Raw genomic sequence first — 23,641 nt, 5'->3', positions numbered from 1 at the left:
CTGAATATTGATTTCATTATATTGCTTATATCTCTACTGCTGTGCTATCTGCTCTTCTTTTAAAGCGAGACAACACTGTTGAATCCGGACCAGCCACGATGGTCAGTTTAGGATTTAGCCTCCTTATGCTTAGGATTGCACTATCACTTGCAGCAGTTTTCCATACGTAAACAGACTTCAAGCTTTTCATCCTGACTATATCCTTTAATCCCTGATCACTCAACATCGTTCCTATCAGATTTATATAGGCAAGATATGGTAGTCCTGTCAACATCCTGACTCCGTTATCAGATACAGCCGTATACTCAATATGTAATCTATTGAGATTTTTCAATGTGCTGATCTGCTTCATACCCGCATCCGTTATTTTTGTTTTACCGAGTTTGAGCCAGACAATCTGATCGGATAACGGAGTAAGTAAGGTTAAATTTGCGTCTGAGAAGTTACCGGCATTTATCGCACTTACTTCGATAAAATTCTGATCCTGAGCTACAGGATTTACCACCAATCCAATTTTCCGCAAAGCAGCAATAGCTTCCTCATTCGCCGGCTTCACCTTTTCAGAAAATACCGTTTTCCTATTCGGCTCCCCCTGCACAGATCCATTTCCAAGTGCAGCCAATGCTGGTTTGATCTCTTCTGAAACTTTAAGTTCCGACACTTTTTTATCCGTCGGTGCCCCATTATCGATCCACCACGATAAAAGTGTTATCTGATTATCCGTAAGTTGAGGTTTACCTTTAGGAGGCATTCTGTCATCATCATTTTCTGGTAAGAGACATCGCTTGATCAGCTCACTTTCCGCACTTTTTCCAGCAACAAAAGCAGGACCGTATTTTCCTCCTTTTAGCATAAATGCCACCTGATCAAGCCTCAAATCTCCTTTTTGTTTACTCGCATTATGACACTGCGTACACCTGGCCTCTAGTATCGGGCGCACGATATCGCCATACACCAAAGCCTGGTTCACATTTGCAATCGGTTTAATTTCGGTAGTTTGCTCCTCTATAGCAGCCATTCCGGTCATGCTCCTGAAAGGTTCGGGTGTATACTGCGTCAGAAAACTCTCCCCGTGCGTCAATGAACCACCGTCATGACCGGCAGTCATTGTCAGTACTGTAGCTATACCAAAAGCCGGTAAATAAAACAGAGGAGCGATTGTTGTTTTTTCTCCCAAAAGGTCTGATTTAACAACCCAGGCGACCCAGGCAAAAGCTGCCACACCTATTCCCTGCCATTGATGCCGCATCAGTAATTCATTATCATATCCGCCACTCAGAGACAAAAGATAACCGGCAACACATGCGAATGTTGCACCTACAGCCGACCAGAATAAAACGAAGGAAATAGCAGATTCAGAAACATTTATTTTTCCTGTCCTTCTGCCTATTTCAAGCAATAGTGCTACAAAAAGAAAACCGATAGGTAAATGAACCAGAACCGGATGGAACCTGCCAATAAAAAGGGGCCAGTAAGACGCTTGTAATAGGGGGTGAAGCATTATTTACAAATTACAATATCAAAAATGCATCAGGCCAAAACCTGTTTTACGACTTTACCTTCGGTATCGGTAAGCCTGAAATTCCTGCCCTGGAAAGGATAAGTAAATTTCTCATGGTCAAAACCCATCAGATGCAGGATTGTCGCCTGCAAGTCGTGTACGTGAACCCGGTCCTTCACACCATAATAACCCAACTCATCCGTCTCTCCATGAGAATATCCTTGTTTGACACCTCCCCCAGCCATCCACATCGTAAAAGCATCCAAATGGTGATCCCGTCCCATAAATGGCATCACAAGCCCATTTCTGTTCTCCTGCATGGGAGTCCTCCCAAATTCTGCACCCCAGATGACCAGCGTTTCTTCCAGTAATCCGCGCATTTTTAGATCCTGAATTAATGCTGCGACAGGTCGGTCCGATTCCAGACATTTTTGTCTCAGTCCTCCTTCCACATTGTGATCTTTTGAGGTACCATGGCCGTCCCATCCCCAGTCAAAAAGCTGTACAAAACGAACGTCATTCTCTACCAATTTACGCGCCAGAAGGCAGTTCATGGCAAACGTTCCTTCACCCGGCTTTACACCATACATATCCAATATAAACTGAGGTTCTTTGGAAACATCCATCACTTCCGGAACCGACATCTGCATTCTGAAAGCCATCTCATATTGACTAATCCTTGTCAGAATTTCAGGATCCTGTACATCCTCATAAGTCTGGCGGTTTATTTCATTGATGGCTTCAATCGTTTGTTTCCGCATATCCCGGTTCATTCCGCTGGGATCACTGACATATAAAACCGGATCTCCTCCAGTCCTGCATTGCACCCCCTGATACACTGATGGCAAAAATCCGCTTCCATATACACTTTTACCCGCATCCGGCTGTTGACCGCCGGATGCCAATACAATAAAGCCGGGCAAATTCTGATTCTCTGAACCTAATCCATAGGTTGCCCATGCTCCCAGGCTGGGACGACCCAGACGCGCACTCCCTGTATGCATGAGTAGCTGAGCCGGTGCATGATTGAACTGATCCGTATGCATCGCTTTCAGGAAAGTAATTTCGTCTGCTACTGTTTGTAAATAAGGAACATAATCAGACATCCAAGCTCCTGATTGTCCATATTGTTTGAAGTTTCCTTGTGGTCCCAACATTTTGGGAACCCCTTGAATAAATGCAAACTTCTTGCCTTCCAGAAATTCTGCAGGACAATCTTTACCGTGGTATTTTAACAGTTCAGGCTTATAGTCAAATAATTCCAGCTGAGAAGGGGCTCCGGCCATATGGATATAGATGACCCGTTTAGCCTTAGGGGCGAACTGCGGAATTTTGGCCATAAACCCCTCTTCTGAAACAGACTTCCTCTCTGAAGACGTTCCGCACGAACTTAGCAAAGATCCCAGCCCCAATGCTCCCAGCCCAAACCCGCAGGATTGCAGAAAGTGCCGCCTTGTCTGGCGCTGTAAGTCTGCGTGTTGAAGTTCCTTTAATAGCTTTTCCATATGACATTGAACCCCTACAGGGTTCCCTTTGAATGCTAATGATCTGTTCAAACCCTCGGGGCTGCGCCCTGGGTTAATATATAGAAGCCTTTCAGGCTAAAACTCCTGATTTCTTATGCCCCTTACCCTAAGCCCTACTCCTTCGTAACCACATTATCCAGATTCAGCATCACGTTCGCAGAAATAGTCAAAGCAGCTAGTTCCGGAGATCGTTCTGCTCCGTAGACAAGAATGCTGTCTACATCAACCGGCTTATTTTTATAAGTTGAAAGCGCTTGATTATATACTTTCACCAACACGTTCAGATTCTTTTTTTCGATAGGCTGGAATGTCAGCATCCGGTATCCTTCTGTCAACTGCTGTTCGGGTGTTTTACCACGTTTTAGCATATTACTTGCCAATTTTTCCGCAGCTTCCAGATATACAGGGTCATTTAATGTAACAAGCGCTTGTAGAGGCGTATTGGTCAAAATCCTTCTCGACTGACAAAATTCCCGGCTCGGAGCATCAAAAGTCACCATAGAAGGATAAGGAGCAGTACGTTTCCAATAGGTGTAAACGCCCCTCCTGTATCGGTCTTCACCTTCACTTAGCGTCCATTTCTCTCCGCTGTAGGGCGACTGCCAGATTTTATCAGGCTGTGCAGGCATAACACCCGGACCATACATCTTTTTAGAAATCAGCCCTGCACAGGCAAGTGCCTGATCTCTGACCTGTTCCGCACTTAATCTTACACGTGGTCCCCGGGAAATCCAGATATTATATGGATCTTTCTCCAGTTTGCCCTTGTCAGTTTTGGAACTTTGCCTGTATGTAGCGGACATCACAATTGTTTTCAGAAGCTTTTTAACGCTCCAGTGATCCTCTTCTATGAACTTCACAGCAAGCCAATCCAGCAATTCGCGGTGTGTAGGTTCACTTCCCTGCGATCCAAAGTCTTCCACTGTTTCCACTATTCCTCTTCCAAAAAGCTGCTCCCAAAACCGGTTTACAATTACGCGACCCGTTAGCGCATTTTCCCTGCTTACGATCCACTTCGCAAGGCTTTGCCGATCCTTTTGCATTCCCTTAGGCATTGGAGCCAATAACTTTGGCACATCCGGCTGTACTTCAGCACCTTTCACCATCCAGTTTCCACGTACGAAAACATTCGTCTTTCGGGCAAAATCACCTTTACCTTCCCAAACGACCGGCATACTTTCAGCAGGGCGTGTTAATGCAGTGGAGTAGTCAGCTACAATCTTATCATATCCGGGTTTATCACTTCCCGGTAATTCTTTTTGAAAACTCATCCATGTAATTCTCACCCATTCTTCAGGAGCCTTTGGACTTTTCAAAGACAAATAGATATCATGCTTTCCGGAGGTTTTTACGATAGGTGCTACCAATACCGTATCACGAACAGGAACTTTGATTTGAGATAGCACAGGGCCATCCAGCTTATCAAGATGTAAAGTCAATACTGCATTTTCGGCCTTGGTAGAAATATTCATTACCACATTACCTGCTCCGGTCAGGTCAACCGCCGGAATTCTCGCATTGCCTTTGTCTTTTACACCATAGTATGAAATGAGAAGTACTGTAGACTGATCTCCTTTGATAAAATTATGTGCATTGATTTTCGGCTCCATCACCCGCATAAACTGCGTTACTTCTTCCGTTTGCTTAGGATTGTGTTGCGTGATCCATTGTTTCACCCGCTCTACACGAGCCGAATCTTCTCCCTTATAAAACCGAAGTTTAGGCCACTCATCCCACACATCTTCATCACGTGTGTTGTTGAAAAAGGCCATATACTTAAAATAATCCTCGTGAGGGATCGGATCATAAGGATGGCTATGGCACTGAATACAGGCGAAAGTAGTACCTTGCCAAACCTCCCAGGTTGTATTCACACGATCAATCAAGGCAGCTGTACGAAACTCTTCGTCATCTGTTCCCCCTTCGTTGTTGGTCATCGTATTCCTATGATAACCAGTCGCAATCATATTTTCTTCCTTCGGAAAATGATCTTTTCCTTTTGGAAGTAAATCCCCGGCAAGTTGTTCTATCGTAAACTGATCAAAAGGCTTATCATCGTTAAAAGATTTCACCACATAATCCCTGTAACGCCACATAGACCGACCTCCGTCACTTTCGTAGCCTTTCGTATCCGCATACCGCGCCAGATCCATCCACATAGATGTCCACTTCTCCCCATAAGCGGGAGATTTCAGGAGGCGATCTACTACCTTTTCATACGCATTGTCTGAATGATCATTTTTGAAATCTTGCACCTCTTTTTCCGTTGGAGGAAGTCCGGTAAGATCAAGGCTCACTCTTCTTATCAAAGTAGCTTTATCGGCTTCAGGCGAAACCGAAAGCTTGTTTTCCTTTACTTTTTGCAGAACAAAATGATCGATCTCATTTTCAGGCCAGTTGCTTTCTTCCTGATTCAGTAAGCCAAACAGGTTCCATATACTTTTTGAAGAAGGAACCTCAGGTTTTTCAATGCGCTTATACGACCAATGTGTTTCCCATTCTGCTCCCTGATTAATCCATTTTTTCAGCGTGGCTACATCCTCGTCGCTGAGAGGAGTTCCATTCTTAGGCATTTTTTCATCAGGGTCATCCGTCAGAATCCTTCTGATCATTTCGCTCGCATCGGCATCACCACGCACCACAGGAATTTTCCCCGATTTACCGGGTTCAAGCATTTCGTGTTCAAACAAAAAACTTACATCACCTGCCTTTTTTACACCTCCATGGCAACCCATACAATGCTTGTTGAGGATCGGTTTGACCTCAGCATTATAGTCTACCTTTCCGCCAAACCAGTTTGCCCCCGTGAAATAGAAAAGCAGTACAGCCAAAGCCACGGAACCAATTATGATTCTATTTATCATTATTCAGAAAATACAGCTCAAACGCAGGTGAAAATTTATTCTTTATAAGTAAAAAGTAGCCAATTCTCCTCTCCTACTTACTGGTGAATATTCTGATAATCTTAAAATTAACCGTTCTAGAGTATAACCGGATTTAATTCCGAACTAACCGTACCGCCTACCGGCATACCGCATATCCATCGCTGCCGGTCTGCTTCCTGATGTTCATTCTGCGGGGCGATAATCTTTGCTCCATCTGCCACAAAAATGATTGTCATAACCTCTCTCATCACATTTTGAGAATAATTACCCGGTGCAGAGTGCAGTGTCCAGCCGTAATGCCAGGTGGCATCTCCCGCCTTCATGGTTTTTGCACGGGTGACTTCAAAGCCTTTCTCTTTGATAAAATCCTCCAAAATCGCCTCTGACTCGTCCGATATAGCGATATTTTTAACGAAACCATTTTTATGGGAGCCGGATGCAAATGTGAGCATACCCATGTCTTCAGTAATATCAATCAGGGGCATCCACATCGTAACAGTGTTATTGCTATCCAATGGCCAGTAATACTGATCCTGGTGCCAGGGAGTAAACCCTCCGCCGGGTTCCTTATACAGTGCCTGGTCGTGATAAATTCTCACGTTTTCCACTCCGAGCAGATCAGCTGCTATTTTTCCGAATCTTTTGGCAAGAGAAAATGTGCGCACCTCTTCATCCACTTCCCACAAATTCATGATTTGAAGGAAAGCTTTTCCGTACGTATCCCGGTCTTGCAGCTTTCTTTTTTCTGTGTTGAATCTCAAAGCAGCTTTGTTGATGACATCCCGATAATGCGTGATTTCTTCATCATTGAGAACATTTTTAATCATGACATGCCCATTTTCTCTGAAACGGGCCTTGTCATGATCGTTTATGGTAATGTAATTTTTAAGGGTAGGAATAGTCGTATTCATTATATTCAAATTTTACATTGAATTTCAATATTCAAATATCACACCCTTTTATATAACCATATGGGAAAATATTAGCTACTTAGTGGCTTATTCTATCCAAATCAGATCAAACCATAAAATAAAGAGTAATATTAGCAATGGTTAAAGCTCAGTTTGAAAGCATTGATACAAATCCCGACATCTCCTTTCGAGTGAGAAGATTTCTTCTCGAACGCTTCACCGTTCCGTATCATTTCCATCCTGAATACGAACTTACGCTTATCGTTAAGGGTACTGGTAAGCGTTATGTCGGCAATAGCATGGAAGATTTCAAAGCAGGCGATCTCGTTTTCCTGGGTTCGGATCTGCCTCATTGCTGGAAGTCTGATCAATCTGATGATGGCTCTGGAGTAGAATCAATCGTCATACAGTTTGAGGGTGATTTTCTGGGAAAAGACTTTTTTGAGCGCCCGGAACTACTTCCAATAGCACATTTACTTGTAAGGAGTGGACAGGGAATATGTTTTAATGACTCTGTATCTCTTGAAATCGCACCCTTGATGCAACAACTGGAGTCCGAGCTTAACCCGTTTCAAAAATTAGCTCAACTCCTTTCGATTCTCAACCGGCTTGCGGTGAAGTCGGAGTATCAACTGCTCCATGAGGGAATTACGCCGGTTATTGCCGGACAAAGTAAAGAAAGGATTAACACTGCGTTAGGCTATATTGTTGATCATTTCCGTCAGGAGATTTTGCTGGAAGATGTGTCCTCAGCCGTAAATATGTCGCCCAATGCGTTTTGCAAATACTTCAAGAAGGCAACGAGTAAGACCTTTATAGAAATGGTGAATGAATACCGCATTAACTTTGCGGCACAACAACTACTCAACACCGATCATGCTGTATCGGAAATCTGCTATGAGAGTGGCTTTGGCGATGTTTCCTATTTTCATAAAGTTTTTAAAAAGAAAATGAAAAGTAGTCCGCTGGATTACCGAAAGCAATTTTTGAAAAGTATTTAACCTCAACAAAATGCGTCTTCAATATGTCTGATGTTTAAATCTCCGTTGGGTAAAATCAGAATAGATACGATATCAAACCGGACATCCTTGTGCCAGTCTTTGTCAAATATATAGTGTTCGGCCGCTTTCAGAATTAATCTGGATTTAGTGTAGTTCACAAACTCTTCCGGCATACCAAAACCAGTTCCACTCCGCGTTTTGACTTCGATAAAAATGAGCATGTTCTTATGTTTCGCGATCAAATCCACTTCCATGTGTTTGTGGCGGTAGTTTTTCTCCACAATCTCGTACCCCTTTTCAGTTAAATAGGTAGCGGCTTTTTCTTCGCCCCAGCTCCCGGTGTCGTTATGTGCTGCCATACGAACAATTTTGAGTTAAAAATGTGTTATTCTTGCATGAAGGGAAATCTGTATTGAGACCCTGTTTTAAAAAAAGGTTACGGGCTGTGCGCTCATTCAAATGAGAGATTTCCCGACCGTTCACCATTGACTGATGAATACCCTCATAAACAAACAAGTACAATTCCGGGATATCGGACTGATTGACTACCAGGAGGCCTGGGATTTACAGGAGAAAATTTTTGCTGAAACAATAGCGGTCAAAACACAAAACCGCGGATTGGAAGCGGAACAACAGCATATCACGCCAAATCATCTCCTGTTTTGTCAGCACCCGCATGTGTATACACTCGGGAAAAGCGGTAAAGCAGACCATTTGCTGCTGCATGAGGACGAACTGGAAGCGCGCGAAGCGAAATACTACAAAATCAACCGCGGCGGTGACATTACCTATCATGGTCCGGGGCAGCTCGTGGGCTACCCTATTCTGGATCTGGATAATTTTTTTACTGATATCCATAAATACATGCGTTTGCTGGAGGAAGCCATTATCCGGACTATTGCGGATTTTGGTTTGGATGGAGGACGTATTGACGGGCTCACGGGTGTGTGGCTGGATTATCATGAACAGAAAAATCCGAGGAAAATATGTGCAATGGGCGTCAAATCCAGCCGTTGGGTAACGATGCACGGTTTTGCATTGAATGTCAATACAGATTTGTCTTATTTCGGAAGTATTGTTCCGTGTGGCATTCAGGACAAAGCGGTTACCTCTATAGCGCAGGAGACCGGAAACCACGTTGAAATGAACGAGGTTTCAATAAAATTAAAAAATCATCTTGCAGATTTGTTCGAAATGGAAATCCTCGAACAATAACTGTTCTTACCAATTGATATATTCATGAAAAAAGATATTCCATTTCATCCGGTACAAGGTATTCAGGTCGCCATTGTAAGAAAAATAAACGAGGCAAATGTACCGGAATGGAGCGTAGTATTGATCAACAGAAACCCTGAGCCTATTAATACGGTAATGGTGACTTCAAAAGGTTATGCAAGTGCAGAATCCGGAACCGACCCGGCTCAAAAAACATCTACTCTGCGTCATTTTTATCCTGAAATAGCACCAGAACAGCATCAGGTAGTGGAGAGTATTATGCCGGAGGTTTTCCATCTTTACAACGAATTCTGGATCAGCTACTTCCTTGAAAATCAGGTTTACGATAAAAAGTTTATATTCGTACCTGATAGCATTGTTGAAGACAATATCATTGATATCGCCCCTTTCGGACTACAAGGCGTATTACACGAATAGGTGGCGGAGATTATTCCAACCACACACTATGACAGATGATTTCCGGAAACGCGCTAAAAATTTCCTGCTGCTAGACATCGAAACCGTGGCCTCACATGCCAGTTACGATGCCCTTTCCGAACGAATGCAGAAACTATGGGATAAAAAATCACTTGCTTTGAATAAAGGTGATGAAACTATTTCCAGTTCAGATAGCTTTATTGATAAAGGTGCCATATATAGTGAATTCGGAAAAGTAGTATGCATTGCTTTCGGAGCCTATTACTGGAATGAAAATGACCAGCTTTCCTTCAAGGTTCGCAGCTTCTCCGGCGACGACGAAGTTCAATTGCTTCTAGAATTTAAATCTCTGATAGAAAAATATCCGGCAGACCAATTGGTGTTGTGCGCACATAACGGCAAGGAATTTGACTTCCCGTTTCTATGCCGCCGTATGCTGATACACGGAATCAGTATACCCAAAGCGCTTCAGATTTCCGGCAAAAAACCATGGGAGCTTTTGCATCAGGATACGATGGAATTGTGGAAATTCGGCGATTATAAAAGTTTTACTTCTCTTGACCTGCTTGCAGCAGTGTTTGATATTCCCGGTAGCAAAAATGAAATGAGTGGCGATCAGGTAACGCGGGTTTATTATACTGAGAAAGACCTTGAAAAAATTTGTCGATATTGCAGGGAGGACGTAATTGTGCTGGCACAGATCTATTTGAGATTGAATTGTATGGAAACTGTGGCACCTGAAAATATTCATAGAATAGAGTAAGGGCTAATAGCTGATAGCCAGGAGCTAAAAATTATAAAACAAGTGCTGAGAGCAATAGCCTTCAGCCAAAAGCCAAATAATGAAAGATAAAAGACCAAGAAAAGGAGCAAGAGAAAATGAAGAGGTAAAATCACCTCATCATATTGTATCCTATATAGATAACCTGAAAGCAGATATTGCTGCTTTTTTTGACCTCAACAGCGAACATTCGTTTCGTCCGTTTGATGTGCATGACCACTTTGGAGTACAGGATAAAAAGGTGAGAAGCCTTTTTAATGAAATATTGCACGAGCTGGAAGAATCCGGAAGAATCACTTTTAACAACAATGGTACCTACACAGCTTCGCCATTGAAGAAGCAAAGTCACGGACTTACCGGTCGGGTGGATCGTGTGAATAAGGGCTTCGCCTTTGTCATTATTGAAGGTCGTGAAGATGATATATATGTTGAAGCTGATTTACTGAGCGGAGCCTGGGATGGAGATACTGTTACAGTACAACCACTTACTAAAAACTCACGAGGTGGCAGGTCTTCGAAAAATGATTCAGGTAAAAGCAGAACCGAAGGACGTGTTTCCGAAATCGTAGAAAGAGCTTCCCGCGAGATTGTTGGGATTATAGAAATAAACCGCGGTTATGCTGTCGTTCAGCCTGATAACAAAAAATTGTTTGATCCAATCTTTATCGAACCAGAAGGAATTAAGGATGCACAGCACGGCGACAAAGTAATTGTAAAAGTAACTGAGTGGCCAACTCGCCGCACGCAAGCTGAGGGAGAATTGGTGGAAGTACTGGGTAAAGCCGGTAACAATGATGTTGAAATGCATGCCATTCTTGCTGAATTTGGTTTGCCTTACCATTTTCCCGATGAGGTTGAAGCTGAAGCACAGAAAATTTCTGAGAAGATTTTGAAGAAGGAAATTGCAAAACGGAAAGATATCCGTGATGTGCTTACTTTCACCATTGACCCGGTGGATGCCAAGGACTTTGACGATGCACTTTCGCTACGTAATCTGGAAGAAGGTAATGTGGAGATCGGTGTTCACATCGCTGATGTTTCTCATTATGTAATTCCCGGAACTGAGCTTGACAAAGAAGCATTCCGCCGTGCAACTTCGGTTTACCTGGTAGACCGTACTGTGCCGATGCTTCCTGAAAAGCTGTCGAATAACCTGTGCTCTTTACGTCCAAACGAAGACAGACTAGCCTTTTCCGCCATTTTTGAAATATCTCCGAAAGGAAAAATCCTGAAGGAATGGTTTGGCAGAACGGTGATTCACTCCGACAGGCGATTCTCTTACGAGGAAGCGCAACAGGTATTGGATACAGGCGAGGGAGATTTTGTTGCGGAGCTGAATACGATGAATACACTCGCTAAAATTTTCAGAAAGGAACGCTTTAAAAACGGAGCCATCAACTTTGAAACTCCTGAGGTGAGATTCCGTCTGGATGAGCATGGGAAACCACTTGGTGTTTATCAAAAGGAACGTCACGATTCCAATAAACTGATTGAGGAGTTTATGCTTCTTGCCAACAAACGTGTAGCAGAATTCGTCTATTCTCTTTCCGATGGCGATATCAAAAACACAATGGTTTACAGGATTCATGAAGCCCCTGATCCCGACCGCCTCAAAACGTTTGCCAGTTTCGTAGCCAAGCTTGGACATAAACTGGAAGTTGAGGAAGAGAATAAAATTGCGAAATCCATGAATAAAATGCTTTCTCAGGTAGAAGGCAAACCAGAGCAAAATCTGATTGAATCTCTTGCTGTAAGAACAATGGCCAAAGCGCGCTATAGCGTTGAAGACCTTGGGCACTTCGGACTTGCGTTTAAGCGTTACAGCCACTTTACCTCTCCGATTCGTCGCTATCCTGATGTGATGGCGCACCGTCTGTTGCAGCATTATCTGGATGGCGGGAAGTCTGTAAATAAAGAGCAATATGAAGATGGCTCTAAGCACTCTTCGGACAGAGAGCGCCTGGCTGCGGAAGCGGAACGTGCTTCTATCAAATACAAGCAGGTGGAGTTCATGAGTATGATGGACCGCGAGAAGGAATTCGACGGCGTCATTACAGGCGTTACTGAATTCGGAATCTTTGTGGAAATCACCGAAACAGCTTCCGAGGGACTTATTCGCATGACGGATTTGGGAGACGACTATTACGAACTTGAAAAGGAAAATTACCGGATCGTAGGTCAACGCACGAAAAAAATATATACGTTTGGAGATCAGGTGAAAGTAAAGGTAAAAGAAACCAATCTGGCAAGAAGAAGCATGGATTTGTATCTGGCCGGATCTAAACCTTCCGCTTCCAGATCTTCACGTAGCGATAGACCATCGCGCCAGCGCACAAATGCCCCAAGGGAAGCAGTGAGTGCACCCAAAAACAGGAAATCTTCGAATGTAGCGCCAAGAGGTAAGAGGAAAAGAAGATAATTCCTTCATAGATTTTTGAGTAATGAGTATATCCGGAAGCGGGTGTACTCATTTTTGTAGATACCTAAGTGAAAACCATATAAGAATGTAGCTGAAAAGCAAACCATTACAAATTAGCCGCGCCTAGGAATAGGTATCTTTTTTCAAAAGAAGTAATTTCCCCGTTCCAATACTCATCTCAAAACCTGTATGTAATGTTCTCAAAAAAAATCCAGTCTATCTTAAAAAGTAGTGCAGCGATAATCGCCCTGTTAACCATTGTCAATGTTACTACGTTTGGTCAGAAAAAAGCAGAGAAAGAAGAATGGGAATCATTGTTTAATGGAAAAGATCTGACTGGATGGGATATTAAAATCGCCGGATTTGAGTTGAACGACAATCATAAAAACACTTTCCTTGTGGAAGACAATATGATTCGTGTCAACTACAAGGAATACGATAAGTTCACCACGGAATATGGTCACATGTATTACAACAAACCCTATTCTCATTATAAAATCCGTTTACAATACCGTTTTACAGGCAACCAGGTACCGGGCGGTGCGTCTTGGAACGTACGCAATAGCGGCATTATGTTGCATTCTCAGTCTGCTGCAAGCTTAGGGCTCGACCAGGATTTTCCCATTTCATTGGAAATGCAATATCTGGGAGGGTTAAATGCCGGCGAAAGAACAACAGGTAACCTTTGTACGCCAGGTACCATCGTGGATATAAAAGGAAAAACGACCGAAGAACACTGTATCAATTCCACATCCAAAACCTACAATGGCGATCAGTGGGTTTTGGCGGAAGCTATTGTATTGGGAGATTCTATTGTATATCATCTGATTGAAGGAGATACCGTTCTTGTTTTTACAAATCCTAAAATCGGAGGCGGATATGTTGGAAGCAATCATACCTTTAAAGACGGAAAAGTTGGAAATGAGGAAGATTGGATAAAAAAACAAAACACCGCTTTAGGTAGCGGATATATCGCGCTGCAAGCCGAAAGCCATCCTATCGACTTCCGTAATATTGAATTACTGAACCTGAAGGGTTGTATGAATAAGAAAGCACTGAACTATAAATCATATTATGTAGAGTCAGATCCGTCGTCTTGTAAATTCAAGAAATAGCTCAGCAATCAACTCCTGCATTCTTTTTATATTTTTGCAGTTTAATCAGGCGTTCTTCCTTCATGAATAAAACTATTTTCCGCTTTCTGGCACTTGTGGCCGTACTGGCAGGTATCAACTGGCTGGCTTCTGTTTTCTTTTTCAGACTTGACATGACCAGCGACCAGAGATATACCATATCGGACGCTACCAAACAGATGCTGGAAAATCTGGATAGGAATGTACAGGTTAACGTTTACTTGTCCGGCGACTTTCCCCCGGGTTTCAAACGGCTGGAAACCGCTACACGCGAAATGCTGGATGAGTTTAAAACGTATTCCAATGGCAAACTCACTTTTCAGTTTTCTGACCCATCTTCAGCTCCTAATGAGGAAACAAGAAACAAGCAATATCAAAATCTGATTGACAGGGGACTTACTCCGACTAACCTTCATGCAACCGATCCTGATGGAAAACGAACTGAAAAGATCATTTTCCCTGGCGCCATTGTACAGGCTGATACACTTTCTGTTCCTGTTCAATTGCTTAAAGGCAACAAAGGAAGTGGACCCGACGAACAGCTGAACCAGTCCGTAGAAGGTATAGAATTTGAATTATCGTCAGCGATCCGGTTACTGGCTAATGCAGAAAGAAAAAAAGTGGGACTTATCGTTAGTCACACGCAAATCGCACCGGGCAGACTCAGTGATCTGATCGCCACAATTCAACAGAGTTACGATGTATTTCTGGACATGAATAATCCGGCTTCCTATGATGGTCTGGATGCAATACTTATTCTGAAGCCAGACAGCGCCTTTTCTGATGATGAAAAATATAAAATTGATCAGTATGTAGTGAATGGTGGTAGTGCAATGTTTTTTGTAGATGGTGCTAAGGTGGACAGCGTAAGCCTTGAAGGAACTTATGCGCAACCACTGGATCTCAACTTAAACGATCTTTTTTTTAAATGGGGAGTACGGCTTAATACGAATTTGGTGAAAGATATTAATTGTGCTCAGATTTTGCTGAATGTAGGAACCATGGGTGACAAGCCAGACATAAAACCTATGCCCTGGCGGTTTTATCCGGTTTTGAACAATTTGGGTAGCCACCCTATCACCAGAAACATCAATGCAGTATATACCCGTTTTCTTAGTTCAGTAGATACTGTCGGAGGAACTGACGGTATTCAAAAAACTCCGCTTTTGATGACCTCCGCTTATACGCAGCTGATGAATACGCCGGCACTTGTGGGTTACAACGAAGCAAGGAAACAACCAGAGCCTACTGAGTATAACAATGGATTAAAGTTAGCCGGAGTATTGCTGGAAGGATCTTTTTCATCCTTATTTCAAAATCGTATTTTACCATCAGATCCTAAAAGTGCCACTTTCAAAGCTACCGGTGAGCCTGGCAAAGTCGCCATTTTCTCTGACGGAGATATTGCAGTAAATGACGTTGACTACAAAAGAGCGGCTCCTCTTCCTCTTGGCTACGACAGGGTAACAGGGCTGACTTTCGGAAATAAAGATCTTATCATTAATGCGCTGGACTATATCACTGATGCTAACGGGCTTATCACTACCCGTAGCAAGCAAGTAAATATACGCGAGCTGGATAAAATTCAGATACAGCAGAACAGAAAGTTCTGGCAAGGACTTAACTTACTGGCTCCGCTTGTGGTGATCTTTCTTTTAGGAGCACTTCAATATTACTGGAGGCTTAGAAAATTCGCGTAAACGCGCTGGACTGGTGCCGTTTTTTTTATACTTTTGTTCCCTGCAAAACAGTTTTTTGCTGTATATTTCAATTAGAAAATCCTAATATATAAACACTTACGTCAATATTATGAAGTTTGTCGTTTCGTCATCAGTTCTCCTTAAGCAGCTGTCCGCTATAAACGGTGTCGTTTCTACGAACCCAATTGTGCCCATACTAGAGAATTTTTTACTTGCTCTCGAAGGAAATAAACTTACAGTTACCGCATCTGATCTTCAAACGGTCATGATTACGGAAGTTGAGGTTGAATCTTCTGAAAAAGGAGCAATTGCAATTCCCGCTAAGCTCTTGCTGGATACCCTGCGTGGGCTGCCTGAGCAACCCATTACGTTGCAGGTAAACGCTGAGACTTTTGGAACTGAAATCATCTCTGACAATGGCCGTTACAAGCTGTCCGGAGAGAACCCAATTGATTTTCCTAAAACGCCATCTGTTAATCGCGGACAATCTGTAGATCTGTCATCTTCGGCATTGTCAGCTGCGATTTCGAATACGTTGTTTGCTACAAGTACTGACGATCTTCGTCCTGCTATGACAGGTGTGTTTGTTCAGATGGGCGCCGAAAATGCAACATTTGTTGCTACTGACGGGCACCGTCTGGTTCGCTACCGCCGTTCGGATATTAAGTCGGATGTGGACACTTCTATGATCGTGCAGAGAAAAGCATTGAACCTGCTTAAATCTTGTCTTCCTTCTGAAGATGTTCCGGTAAAAGCTGAGTTTACGCAATCCAATGCTTTTTTCAGCTTTGGAAATATACGGATGATTTGCCGACTGATTGATGAGCGTTTCCCGGATTATGAAAACGCAATTCCTACCAATAATCAGAATACCCTGACTATTAACAGACAGGAAATTCTCAGCTCACTGCGTCGTATTTCTATCTACTCGAACCGCACAACGCATCAGGTAAGATTGAAAATGGCGTTAAATGATCTTGTTATTTCTGCAGAGGATCTTGACTATTCGAATGAAGCAAATGAGCGTCTGATGTGTGAATACAATGGCGACGATATGGAAATTGGCTTTAATGCTAAATTCCTGATTGAAGTATTAGGTAACATGTCAAGCAAAACCATCACTTTCGAACTTTCTGCTCCGAACAGAGCCGGTCTCATCATTCCTGTAGACCAGGAAGAAAATGAAGATGTATTGATGCTCGTGATGCCGGTCATGCTTAATACCTACGTATAGCAACTGAAATGAATTACATAAAGACAAGGCCGCTGGGATATATCCCAGCGGCCTTGTCTTTATGTAATAGTTTACAAATCAACCAATTATATTTATCTACGAAAAGATACGTAGATAATCCTTGCTTCTACGTAAATTTTCGTAGATATTTAGGAGGTTAAATTGTAATTCAATATGTATATCAAACCAACAGATTCCGAATTGGAAATTTTGAATTTTTTATGGGCAGCAGGTCCTAGTACGGTGCGAGCCGTACATACCCATCTTGCAGAACGTAAGGGTGTCGGATATACAACAGCTTTAAAGCTAATGCAAATCATGCATGATAAAGGATTGTTGTACCGCACAGAAAGAGGACGCTCTCACATTTACGTAGCCCTACTCGGAAAAGAAGAAACGCAGCAGAATCTCACTGCCCGACTTATCCAAACCGCTTTTCAGGATTCTGCTTTTGAAATAGTACACCAAATACTGACCAACTATACAACTACAGATGAAGAACGTGAGCAAATTTTAAAACTGCTGAAAGAATAAATTACCAGGTGATTATCTTAAACAACTCCCCTATTCTACCTCTATTATTACATCGTCAGTCAACGGACGTGTGACACAAGTGAGAACAAAACCTTCATTACGCTCTGCTTCAGAAAGTCCATCCTCTTCATCCAAATGGACCTTTCCAGATACACATCTTCCCAGACAAGCGGTACACATACCAGCCTGGCAGGAATAAGGTAAGTCAATATCCATGTTCAGTGCTGCTTCCAGTACAGTCTCATGAGGCTTCACAGGAAGCTTGTATTCTGTTCCTTCGTAAAAGAGCGTAATCTCACGGACTTTGGACGATTCATCCTCTTCTTCTACAACCTCTCCCGGCTGAGCACTCGTAGCAGTGACAAAACTTTCTTTTCTGATCAGCTGATCCGGAACAGCCAGTATTGATAATGCCCGGTGTGCTTCTTCCATCATATCCTCAGGCCCGCAAATGAAATACTCTGCTGTCTTCTTATTCAGAGATGGCATTGATTCCATTATTTTCAAAATATGAGTTTTATTTAGCCTGCCAGTTTCACCATTCCATTCGAAAGAAGGTTGACTCAAACTATGAACAAGATTAAATCGCTCTTTATATTTCGTTTTAAGTGCATCGATTTTATCTTTGAAAATGATGTTTCGCTCATCACGACTACCGTAAAGAAGAAAAACCTCACTTTCCGGTTCTACCATCAGGATTGATTTCAATATAGAGAATAGAGGAGTAATGCCACTTCCAGCACCTATGAAGACAACCTGCCTGGTCTGATCATCCGCCTGTTTAGGGAAAAAGTTTCCAATAGGCTCCATAGTTTCCAATATATCGCCAGGCTTTACGGAATCCAACAAGTGATTGGAAGCAAAGCCTCCGGGCACACGCTTGATGGTGATTGCCAGGGAAACATCGGTATATGGCGAACTGGACATGGAATAAGAACGCCTGATTTTCTTATCATCCTGAGGCAGCAGTATCGTCAGAAACTGACCGGGTCGATATGCAACCACCTCATTAAGCGGGTGCCAGAAATGGATCGTTGAAGCCTCCTCCGTTTCTTTTTCTATCTCCTTAACTTTTAAAAACAAATATTTACTCATCTTTGGCTATCTGCTATCGGCGCACAGGCTTTCAGCTTGTTATTCAAATTTTTTGATCTTATTTATTAAAAACAAAAGCCCCATGGATTAATTCAACCATGAGGCTTTTCACATATCATTTTACAATGTTTACTTCAAAGTAGCCACTGCTTCTTTGATCCGTTGTACCGCTTCTTCCAGAGCCTCGTCAGCTGCTGCAGTAGAGATTCTGATACAGTTAGGCGCACCAAATCCAGATCCGGCTACCGTAGAAACATAATATTTATTTAGTATCCAGTTGGAAAAGTCATCAGAATCTTTGATCGTTGTTTCTCCATCCGATTTCCCAAAATAGTGACTCACATCAGGGAATGCATAAAATGCGCCTTCCGGAACTCTTACCTTAAAGCCTGGAATCTCCTGTAGAAGACCGATAACCAGGTCACGACGACGCTTGTATGCTGTTGCCATTTCTTTAGATGCATCCAACGGGCCGTTGAAAGCAGCTGTTGCAGCTTTCTGAGCGATTGAATTAGTACCTGAGGTAACTTGCCCCTGCAATTTCTCAACACCATCTGCGATCCATTTGGCGGCAGCAGTAAATCCGATTCTCCAACCTGTCATGGCATATCCTTTCGCTACACCATTTACAGTAATTACTCTTTCTTTCAATGCAGGAATAGAACCGATACTGAAATTACCTTCTTCCGTGAAGTTGATGTATTCGTAGATCTCGTCCGCCAATACATAAACACCTTCGTGTTTTTCCAATACCGCTGCGATTTCTCTCAGTTCCGCTTCTGAATACACAGCTCCGGTTGGATTATTAGGAGAGGCATACATCACGATTTTGGTCTTCGGCGTAATAGCCGCCTCAAGCTGATCAGCAGTTACTTTGAAATCGTTTTCAAATGCTCCGTCTATAATCACTGATTTTCCTTCTGCCAGTTTTACCATTTCTGAGTAGCTCACCCAGTATGGAGCGAAAATAATCACCTCATCACCCGGGTTGATCAAAACCTGAATGACGTTAGCCAACGAGTGTTTTGCACCAGTAGAAACAACAATGTTTTCAGATTTCCACTCTATATTATTATCCCGCTTTAATTTATCTGCAATAGCCTTTCGTAGATCAGGATAACCCGCTACCGGTGAATAGCCATGAAAACCATCATCAATTGCTTTTTTGGCAGCCTCGCAAATGTGTGCGGGCGTCTTAAAATCTGGCTCTCCAACGCTCAGACTGATCACTTTGTGACCTTGTGCGGCCAATTCACGTGCCATTTTGGTCATCGCCAGCGTCGAAGATTCTTCGAGGGCGTTAATACGGTCGGCCAATCTGGCTTGCTCTGCTACTGCGGACATTGCAACGAAAAATTAAGTTAAAGAAAGGATATTGCGATCTATATCAACAAATTGCCCGCAAAGGTACTTACAATATCTCAAATGAAATATTATTGATATATAATTATACTCTTTGCATAGCTAAATTTATTAACCTGATCTACCATCAAAACACTTCACCCAAATTAACAAATATTCCCCGCGACCCTTTTGCTCCGAATCCGTAATCGATTCCCACGTTGGTTCTGGATGCTTTATTTACTTTAACCCGCACCCCAAGTCCACCACCAGGTGCTATACGATCAAAACGACTGGATGGCCAACTAGAAAAGCTTTGCGCATTGCCAAACACCACTCCACCTAAAAGTCCGTTCTGGGTAATGGCAAAGCGATACTCCGTTTCGAGATAAAGCATTTGCGGACTCCGGAAGCGTCCCTGGATATAACCTCTTCCGGTATTATTGGTAGGATCCCAGCTTGTACTGGGTAGATCAAGATATGGAGGCTTGCCATTCAGTGTAAACCAGTTCAGGTTCCATAAAGCAAGTGTATTACGACTGTTGGCAGGAAAATTGATGTATTTTCGAAATTCCAAAATCAAGGATTCCCAATTGCTGTCACTACCTAAAAACTTCTGATTGTTTCTATAGCGCAGATTAGCGAAAAAACCACTCAGAGGGTTGATGGAATTGGTACGGTTATCATACAACGCACTCAGGAGTATTCCCGACGACATGGATCTTGTTCCTAATCCATAGGCAGAAACATCTTCATTACTTCCTTCTTCAGAAATATTCCAGCGTTTATCCATCATATAACCTGCTCCCAGATAGAACGATCCCTTCACTTTGCGCATGATCATCTGGTGCAAACGTAAATGAGAATAGACCAGCTTGCTTGCATCAGCTTCCAGACTCTGACTGCCCAAGCCGTAAGTATCCTGCGGATACTTGAAAAACCTCCAATCCACTATGATATTGTAATTGTTGTTATTAGTCCAGATATTGGCCTGAATAGGAACCGTAATTTGCCTGTACTGAGAATAGTTGAAGCTGGTACTAACGCTTGACATATTGGTAGAAGCAGGATCACTGAGATGGAATGCCGCATTGCCACTAACCAGCCCAACAAAACCAGTAGAGAGCGTATAACCAATTGCAGGAATAATAGAATAGTTGACTTTACGTGGTTCCGGACGATCCTTGCTATCTCTTTTCAAGATTTTTTTAGCCACGTCCACCAGATCCACCTCTTCTCTGGGATGTGCTGCTGTTGTATCCGTCAAGGATGCCTTTGCTTCAGCAGTTACTATTTGGCCCTGAGCGGAGACTATGTAAAAAATACAGCAGACTAAAATAAGCGTAACCTTGTACAAAATGCATTTCTATTTATGAGAGAATCAAATGTATCCATTTTGCAATTTTCATGCCGCTCATTTCTTTTATAAGAATTTTGAATGAGATGAAATAAAAAACCGCTGACTTCCTCATGAAATCAGCGGTTTTTTTTTAATAATCAAAGACTTGTATTAAGCCAAAGCAGTCTGCAAGTTGGTATTGATTGCTTCCAGGAACTCTTCAGTATATAGATAGTGCTCACCATGGTTTACTTTGTTTCCGTGGATACACACTGCCAAATCCTTAGTCATTTTACCACTTTCCACCGTTTCGATACAAACTCTTTCCAATGTCTGGCAGAAATCGATCAAAGGCTGGTTTTCGTCCAGTTTACCACGGAATTCCAAACCGCGCGTCCATGCAAAGATAGAAGCGATTGGATTTGTAGAAGTTGGACGTCCTTTCTGGTGCTCGCGGTAGTGACGTGTCACTGTTCCGTGTGCAGCTTCAGCTTCCATGGTTTTGCCATCCGGCGTTACCAATACAGATGTCATCAGACCCAAAGAACCAAATCCTTGTGCAACAGTATCCGACTGAACGTCACCGTCATAGTTTTTACAAGCCCATACAAAGTTACCTTCCCACTTCAAAGCAGATGCAACCATGTCATCGATCAAACGGTGCTCATAGTGTACTTTCCCAGCATACTCTGTATCGTATACTTCCTGGAAAATATCTTTGAAACGTCCATCATATTTCTTCAGAATCGTATTTTTTGTAGAAAGGTATAACGGCCATCCTTTACCCAAAGCTACATTGAAGCAAGAACGCGCAAATCCACGGATAGACTCGTCGATATTGTACATTCCCATTGCTACGCCAGGGCCTTTGAACTCATATACCTCATGCTCAATCACCTGTCCGTCTTCACCCTCAAATTTGATGGTTAACTTACCTTTTCCAGGTACAACGAAGTCAGTTGCCTTATATTGATCTCCGAAAGCATGACGACCAACGATGATTGGCGCACTCCAGTTCGTTACCAAACGAGGTACATTGCTCATCACGATAGGCTCACGAAATACGGTACCATCCAAAATGTTACGGATTGTACCATTTGGAGACTTCCACATTTGCTTCAGATTGAATTCTGTCACACGGTCTTCATCCGGCGTAATTGTTGCGCATTTGATACCAACACCATACTCTCTGATCGCATTAGCAGCATCAACAGTTACCTGATCGTTAGTCTCATCACGGTATTCAACACCTAAATCGTAATACTTAATATCTACGTCCAGATACGGTAAAATAAGTTTCTCCTTGATAAACTTCCAGATGATACGGGTCATCTCGTCTCCGTCAAGCTCTACTACGGGGTTTGCAACTTTAATTTTGCTCATGTCTTATTGCTATACTATAGTTAAAGATTTAAATGCGACCGTGAAAGTACAAACAAACATCTAAAAAGGCGAAGAAAAGGAAGAACATTGTTGGTAATCAGCCGGGATACCGGCTGATGAAAAGCATTTACAGGAGTAGAGACATTCTCTTATTTAACCTGGATTTCAAACCGATTATAAAGGATTACATCCAAAGGAATTATGCAAAGACAGAATCTCTATCTCCCGAAGTTGGTAGTCTAGACTTAATATTCAATATTGCCTACCGGTACGAATAGCACAGAGAATTATTACTACAGAATGACGAAAGAGTTGTTAAGGCAGGAATTTCTTCTCCGCAGGAGCGTGTTGAGAGGTGAGGAATTACATCATACAAACCGTGTAATTGCTGAAAACGCACTGTTGCATATTTCCTCGTTTTCCCCAACATGCATACACATTTTTTTACCACAAGTGGATAAGCATGAAATAAATACGATGTTAATTATAGGAGAAATTTGGAGGTCGTTACCAAACGTGACCATTGTCGTTCCAAGGGTCGTCCCTGGTACGCGGACAATGGAACATTTTGTACTTACTCCGGAGACAACACTTATAGAAAATAAATGGGGGATTCCGGAACCTGATCCATACATTTCTCAAAAGGCTGATATTCAAGACATAGACATCATCCTTGTTCCTCTTCTAACTTTTGACACAAAAGGGTTTAGAGTTGGTTATGGTGGCGGCTTTTATGATCGCTTTATTCCTCAATGCAAATCATCGGTTATCAAGACAGGTTTGTCCTTTTTTGAACCAATTCTTGAAATTGAAAATTTGGACGAATTTGATGTTGGCCTGGACTATTGCATCACTCCCTCTCAAACTTTCCAGTGGAAATTTCCACTGGCATCCGAAGCTGTTTAAAACTCACACTAATCGGGTATGATTTTTTTGCTATACCTAATAGTTTCCCAATAACTGTAAGTTCAATAGTTGCGCTGACCTTTCAATAAGAAAGGTTAGTGATAATTAAATGGATTGACGAAGTTTGTAATTGAATAAACAAAGGGATAAACATTTGAAAATGACGGGATAATCCGGGAAGAAAGTATTTACGTATGTATAGTTGGGTTAAGAAAATGTAAAATTAATTTGACCTTCACTACAACCAATTAAAGCTTTTGTAACTCCTTAAAAAGAATGCCCCGAAAATTAACTTTAGC

19 protein-coding genes are annotated in these 23,641 nt (G+C 42.4%); 10 read left to right on the top strand and 9 right to left on the bottom strand.

The annotated features are described in order from the left end of the window. Window positions 1-25: 25 nt before the first annotated feature. The 4 genes from AC1XUE_RS24685 to AC1XUE_RS24670 all read right to left on the bottom strand — a co-directional run bounded on the left by AC1XUE_RS24685 (window position 26) and on the right by AC1XUE_RS24670 (window position 6,823). Window positions 26-1,501 (bottom strand): c-type cytochrome domain-containing protein, encoded by a 1,476-nt coding sequence (locus AC1XUE_RS24685; protein WP_483358666.1) that lies wholly within the window; start codon window positions 1,499-1,501, stop codon window positions 26-28. Window positions 1,502-1,530: 29 nt separating this feature from the next. After that, window positions 1,531-3,006 carry a DUF1501 domain-containing protein gene (locus AC1XUE_RS24680; protein ID WP_483358665.1) on the bottom strand — a complete coding sequence of 492 codons (1,476 nt, stop codon included), beginning with the start codon at window positions 3,004-3,006 and terminating at the stop codon, window positions 1,531-1,533. Between the two features lie 134 nt (window positions 3,007-3,140). Then, complete coding sequence (locus AC1XUE_RS24675; RefSeq protein ID WP_483358664.1) at window positions 3,141-5,891, bottom strand: DUF1553 domain-containing protein; 2,751 nt, start codon at window positions 5,889-5,891, stop codon at window positions 3,141-3,143. 116 nt (window positions 5,892-6,007) lie between these two features. Next, window positions 6,008-6,823: a phytanoyl-CoA dioxygenase family protein gene (locus AC1XUE_RS24670; protein WP_483358663.1), complete on the bottom strand. Its 816-nt coding sequence runs from the start codon at window positions 6,821-6,823 to the stop codon at window positions 6,008-6,010. 191 nt (window positions 6,824-7,014) lie between these two features. Here AC1XUE_RS24670 and AC1XUE_RS24665 point away from each other — a divergent pair, with 191 nt between their 5' ends. Next, window positions 7,015-7,824, top strand: coding sequence for an AraC family transcriptional regulator (locus tag AC1XUE_RS24665; protein WP_483358662.1), 810 nt, complete (start codon window positions 7,015-7,017; stop codon window positions 7,822-7,824). 2 nt (window positions 7,825-7,826) lie between these two features. Here the strand turns inward: AC1XUE_RS24665 and AC1XUE_RS24660 are convergent, their stop codons facing one another. Then, complete coding sequence (locus AC1XUE_RS24660; RefSeq protein WP_483358661.1) at window positions 7,827-8,183, bottom strand: YraN family protein; 357 nt, start codon at window positions 8,181-8,183, stop codon at window positions 7,827-7,829. A 133-nt stretch (window positions 8,184-8,316) separates the two neighbouring features. Here AC1XUE_RS24660 and lipB point away from each other — a divergent pair, with 133 nt between their 5' ends. From lipB to AC1XUE_RS24620, 8 genes are all read left to right on the top strand, one after another. Beyond that, complete coding sequence (gene lipB / locus AC1XUE_RS24655) at window positions 8,317-9,039, top strand: lipoyl(octanoyl) transferase LipB (protein ID WP_483358660.1); 723 nt, start codon at window positions 8,317-8,319, stop codon at window positions 9,037-9,039. A gap of 24 nt (window positions 9,040-9,063) precedes the next feature. Continuing rightward, complete coding sequence (locus AC1XUE_RS24650; protein WP_483358659.1) at window positions 9,064-9,477, top strand: hypothetical protein; 414 nt, start codon at window positions 9,064-9,066, stop codon at window positions 9,475-9,477. A gap of 28 nt (window positions 9,478-9,505) precedes the next feature. Next, on the top strand, window positions 9,506-10,240 hold the full coding sequence (locus AC1XUE_RS24645; protein WP_115831762.1) for a 3'-5' exonuclease: 735 nt from the start codon (window positions 9,506-9,508) through the stop codon (window positions 10,238-10,240). A gap of 79 nt (window positions 10,241-10,319) precedes the next feature. Then, window positions 10,320-12,677, top strand: coding sequence for a ribonuclease R (gene rnr / locus AC1XUE_RS24640; RefSeq protein ID WP_483358658.1), 2,358 nt, complete (start codon window positions 10,320-10,322; stop codon window positions 12,675-12,677). 194 nt (window positions 12,678-12,871) lie between these two features. Next, the gene (locus AC1XUE_RS24635; RefSeq protein ID WP_483358657.1) at window positions 12,872-13,792 is read left to right on the top strand and encodes a 3-keto-disaccharide hydrolase; all 921 of its coding nucleotides are present in this window, start codon (window positions 12,872-12,874) and stop codon (window positions 13,790-13,792) included. Window positions 13,793-13,854: 62 nt separating this feature from the next. Continuing rightward, window positions 13,855-15,510 (top strand): gliding motility-associated ABC transporter substrate-binding protein GldG, encoded by a 1,656-nt coding sequence (gene gldG / locus AC1XUE_RS24630; protein ID WP_483358656.1) that lies wholly within the window; start codon window positions 13,855-13,857, stop codon window positions 15,508-15,510. Window positions 15,511-15,619: 109 nt separating this feature from the next. Further along, window positions 15,620-16,744: a DNA polymerase III subunit beta gene (gene dnaN, locus AC1XUE_RS24625; RefSeq protein ID WP_483358655.1), complete on the top strand. Its 1,125-nt coding sequence runs from the start codon at window positions 15,620-15,622 to the stop codon at window positions 16,742-16,744. Between the two features lie 174 nt (window positions 16,745-16,918). Further along, window positions 16,919-17,278, top strand: a complete 360-nt coding sequence (locus AC1XUE_RS24620) for a BlaI/MecI/CopY family transcriptional regulator (protein ID WP_483358654.1) — start codon at window positions 16,919-16,921, stop codon at window positions 17,276-17,278. A gap of 30 nt (window positions 17,279-17,308) precedes the next feature. On the opposite strand, the gene AC1XUE_RS24615 is transcribed toward AC1XUE_RS24620, so the two are convergent. The 4 genes from AC1XUE_RS24615 to AC1XUE_RS24600 form a co-directional block, all read right to left on the bottom strand. Beyond that, window positions 17,309-18,373, bottom strand: coding sequence for a 2Fe-2S iron-sulfur cluster-binding protein (locus AC1XUE_RS24615; RefSeq protein WP_483358653.1), 1,065 nt, complete (start codon window positions 18,371-18,373; stop codon window positions 17,309-17,311). Window positions 18,374-18,502: 129 nt separating this feature from the next. Next, window positions 18,503-19,717, bottom strand: coding sequence for a pyridoxal phosphate-dependent aminotransferase (locus AC1XUE_RS24610; protein WP_483358652.1), 1,215 nt, complete (start codon window positions 19,715-19,717; stop codon window positions 18,503-18,505). Window positions 19,718-19,862: 145 nt separating this feature from the next. Beyond that, window positions 19,863-20,981 (bottom strand): hypothetical protein, encoded by a 1,119-nt coding sequence (locus tag AC1XUE_RS24605; RefSeq protein ID WP_483358651.1) that lies wholly within the window; start codon window positions 20,979-20,981, stop codon window positions 19,863-19,865. Window positions 20,982-21,224: 243 nt separating this feature from the next. Next, entirely contained in the window at window positions 21,225-22,436 is a 1,212-nt protein-coding gene (locus tag AC1XUE_RS24600) for an NADP-dependent isocitrate dehydrogenase (protein WP_483358650.1), read from the bottom strand. Window positions 22,437-22,736: 300 nt separating this feature from the next. Here AC1XUE_RS24600 and AC1XUE_RS24595 point away from each other — a divergent pair, with 300 nt between their 5' ends. Further along, window positions 22,737-23,342 carry a 5-formyltetrahydrofolate cyclo-ligase gene (locus AC1XUE_RS24595; RefSeq protein WP_483358649.1) on the top strand — a complete coding sequence of 202 codons (606 nt, stop codon included), beginning with the start codon at window positions 22,737-22,739 and terminating at the stop codon, window positions 23,340-23,342. Window positions 23,343-23,641: the final 299 nt, after the last annotated feature.

This window comes from Dyadobacter sp. HNCC25DJ187, from assembly GCF_056895255.1.
This window is presented reverse-complemented; position numbering and strand designations above follow the sequence as displayed.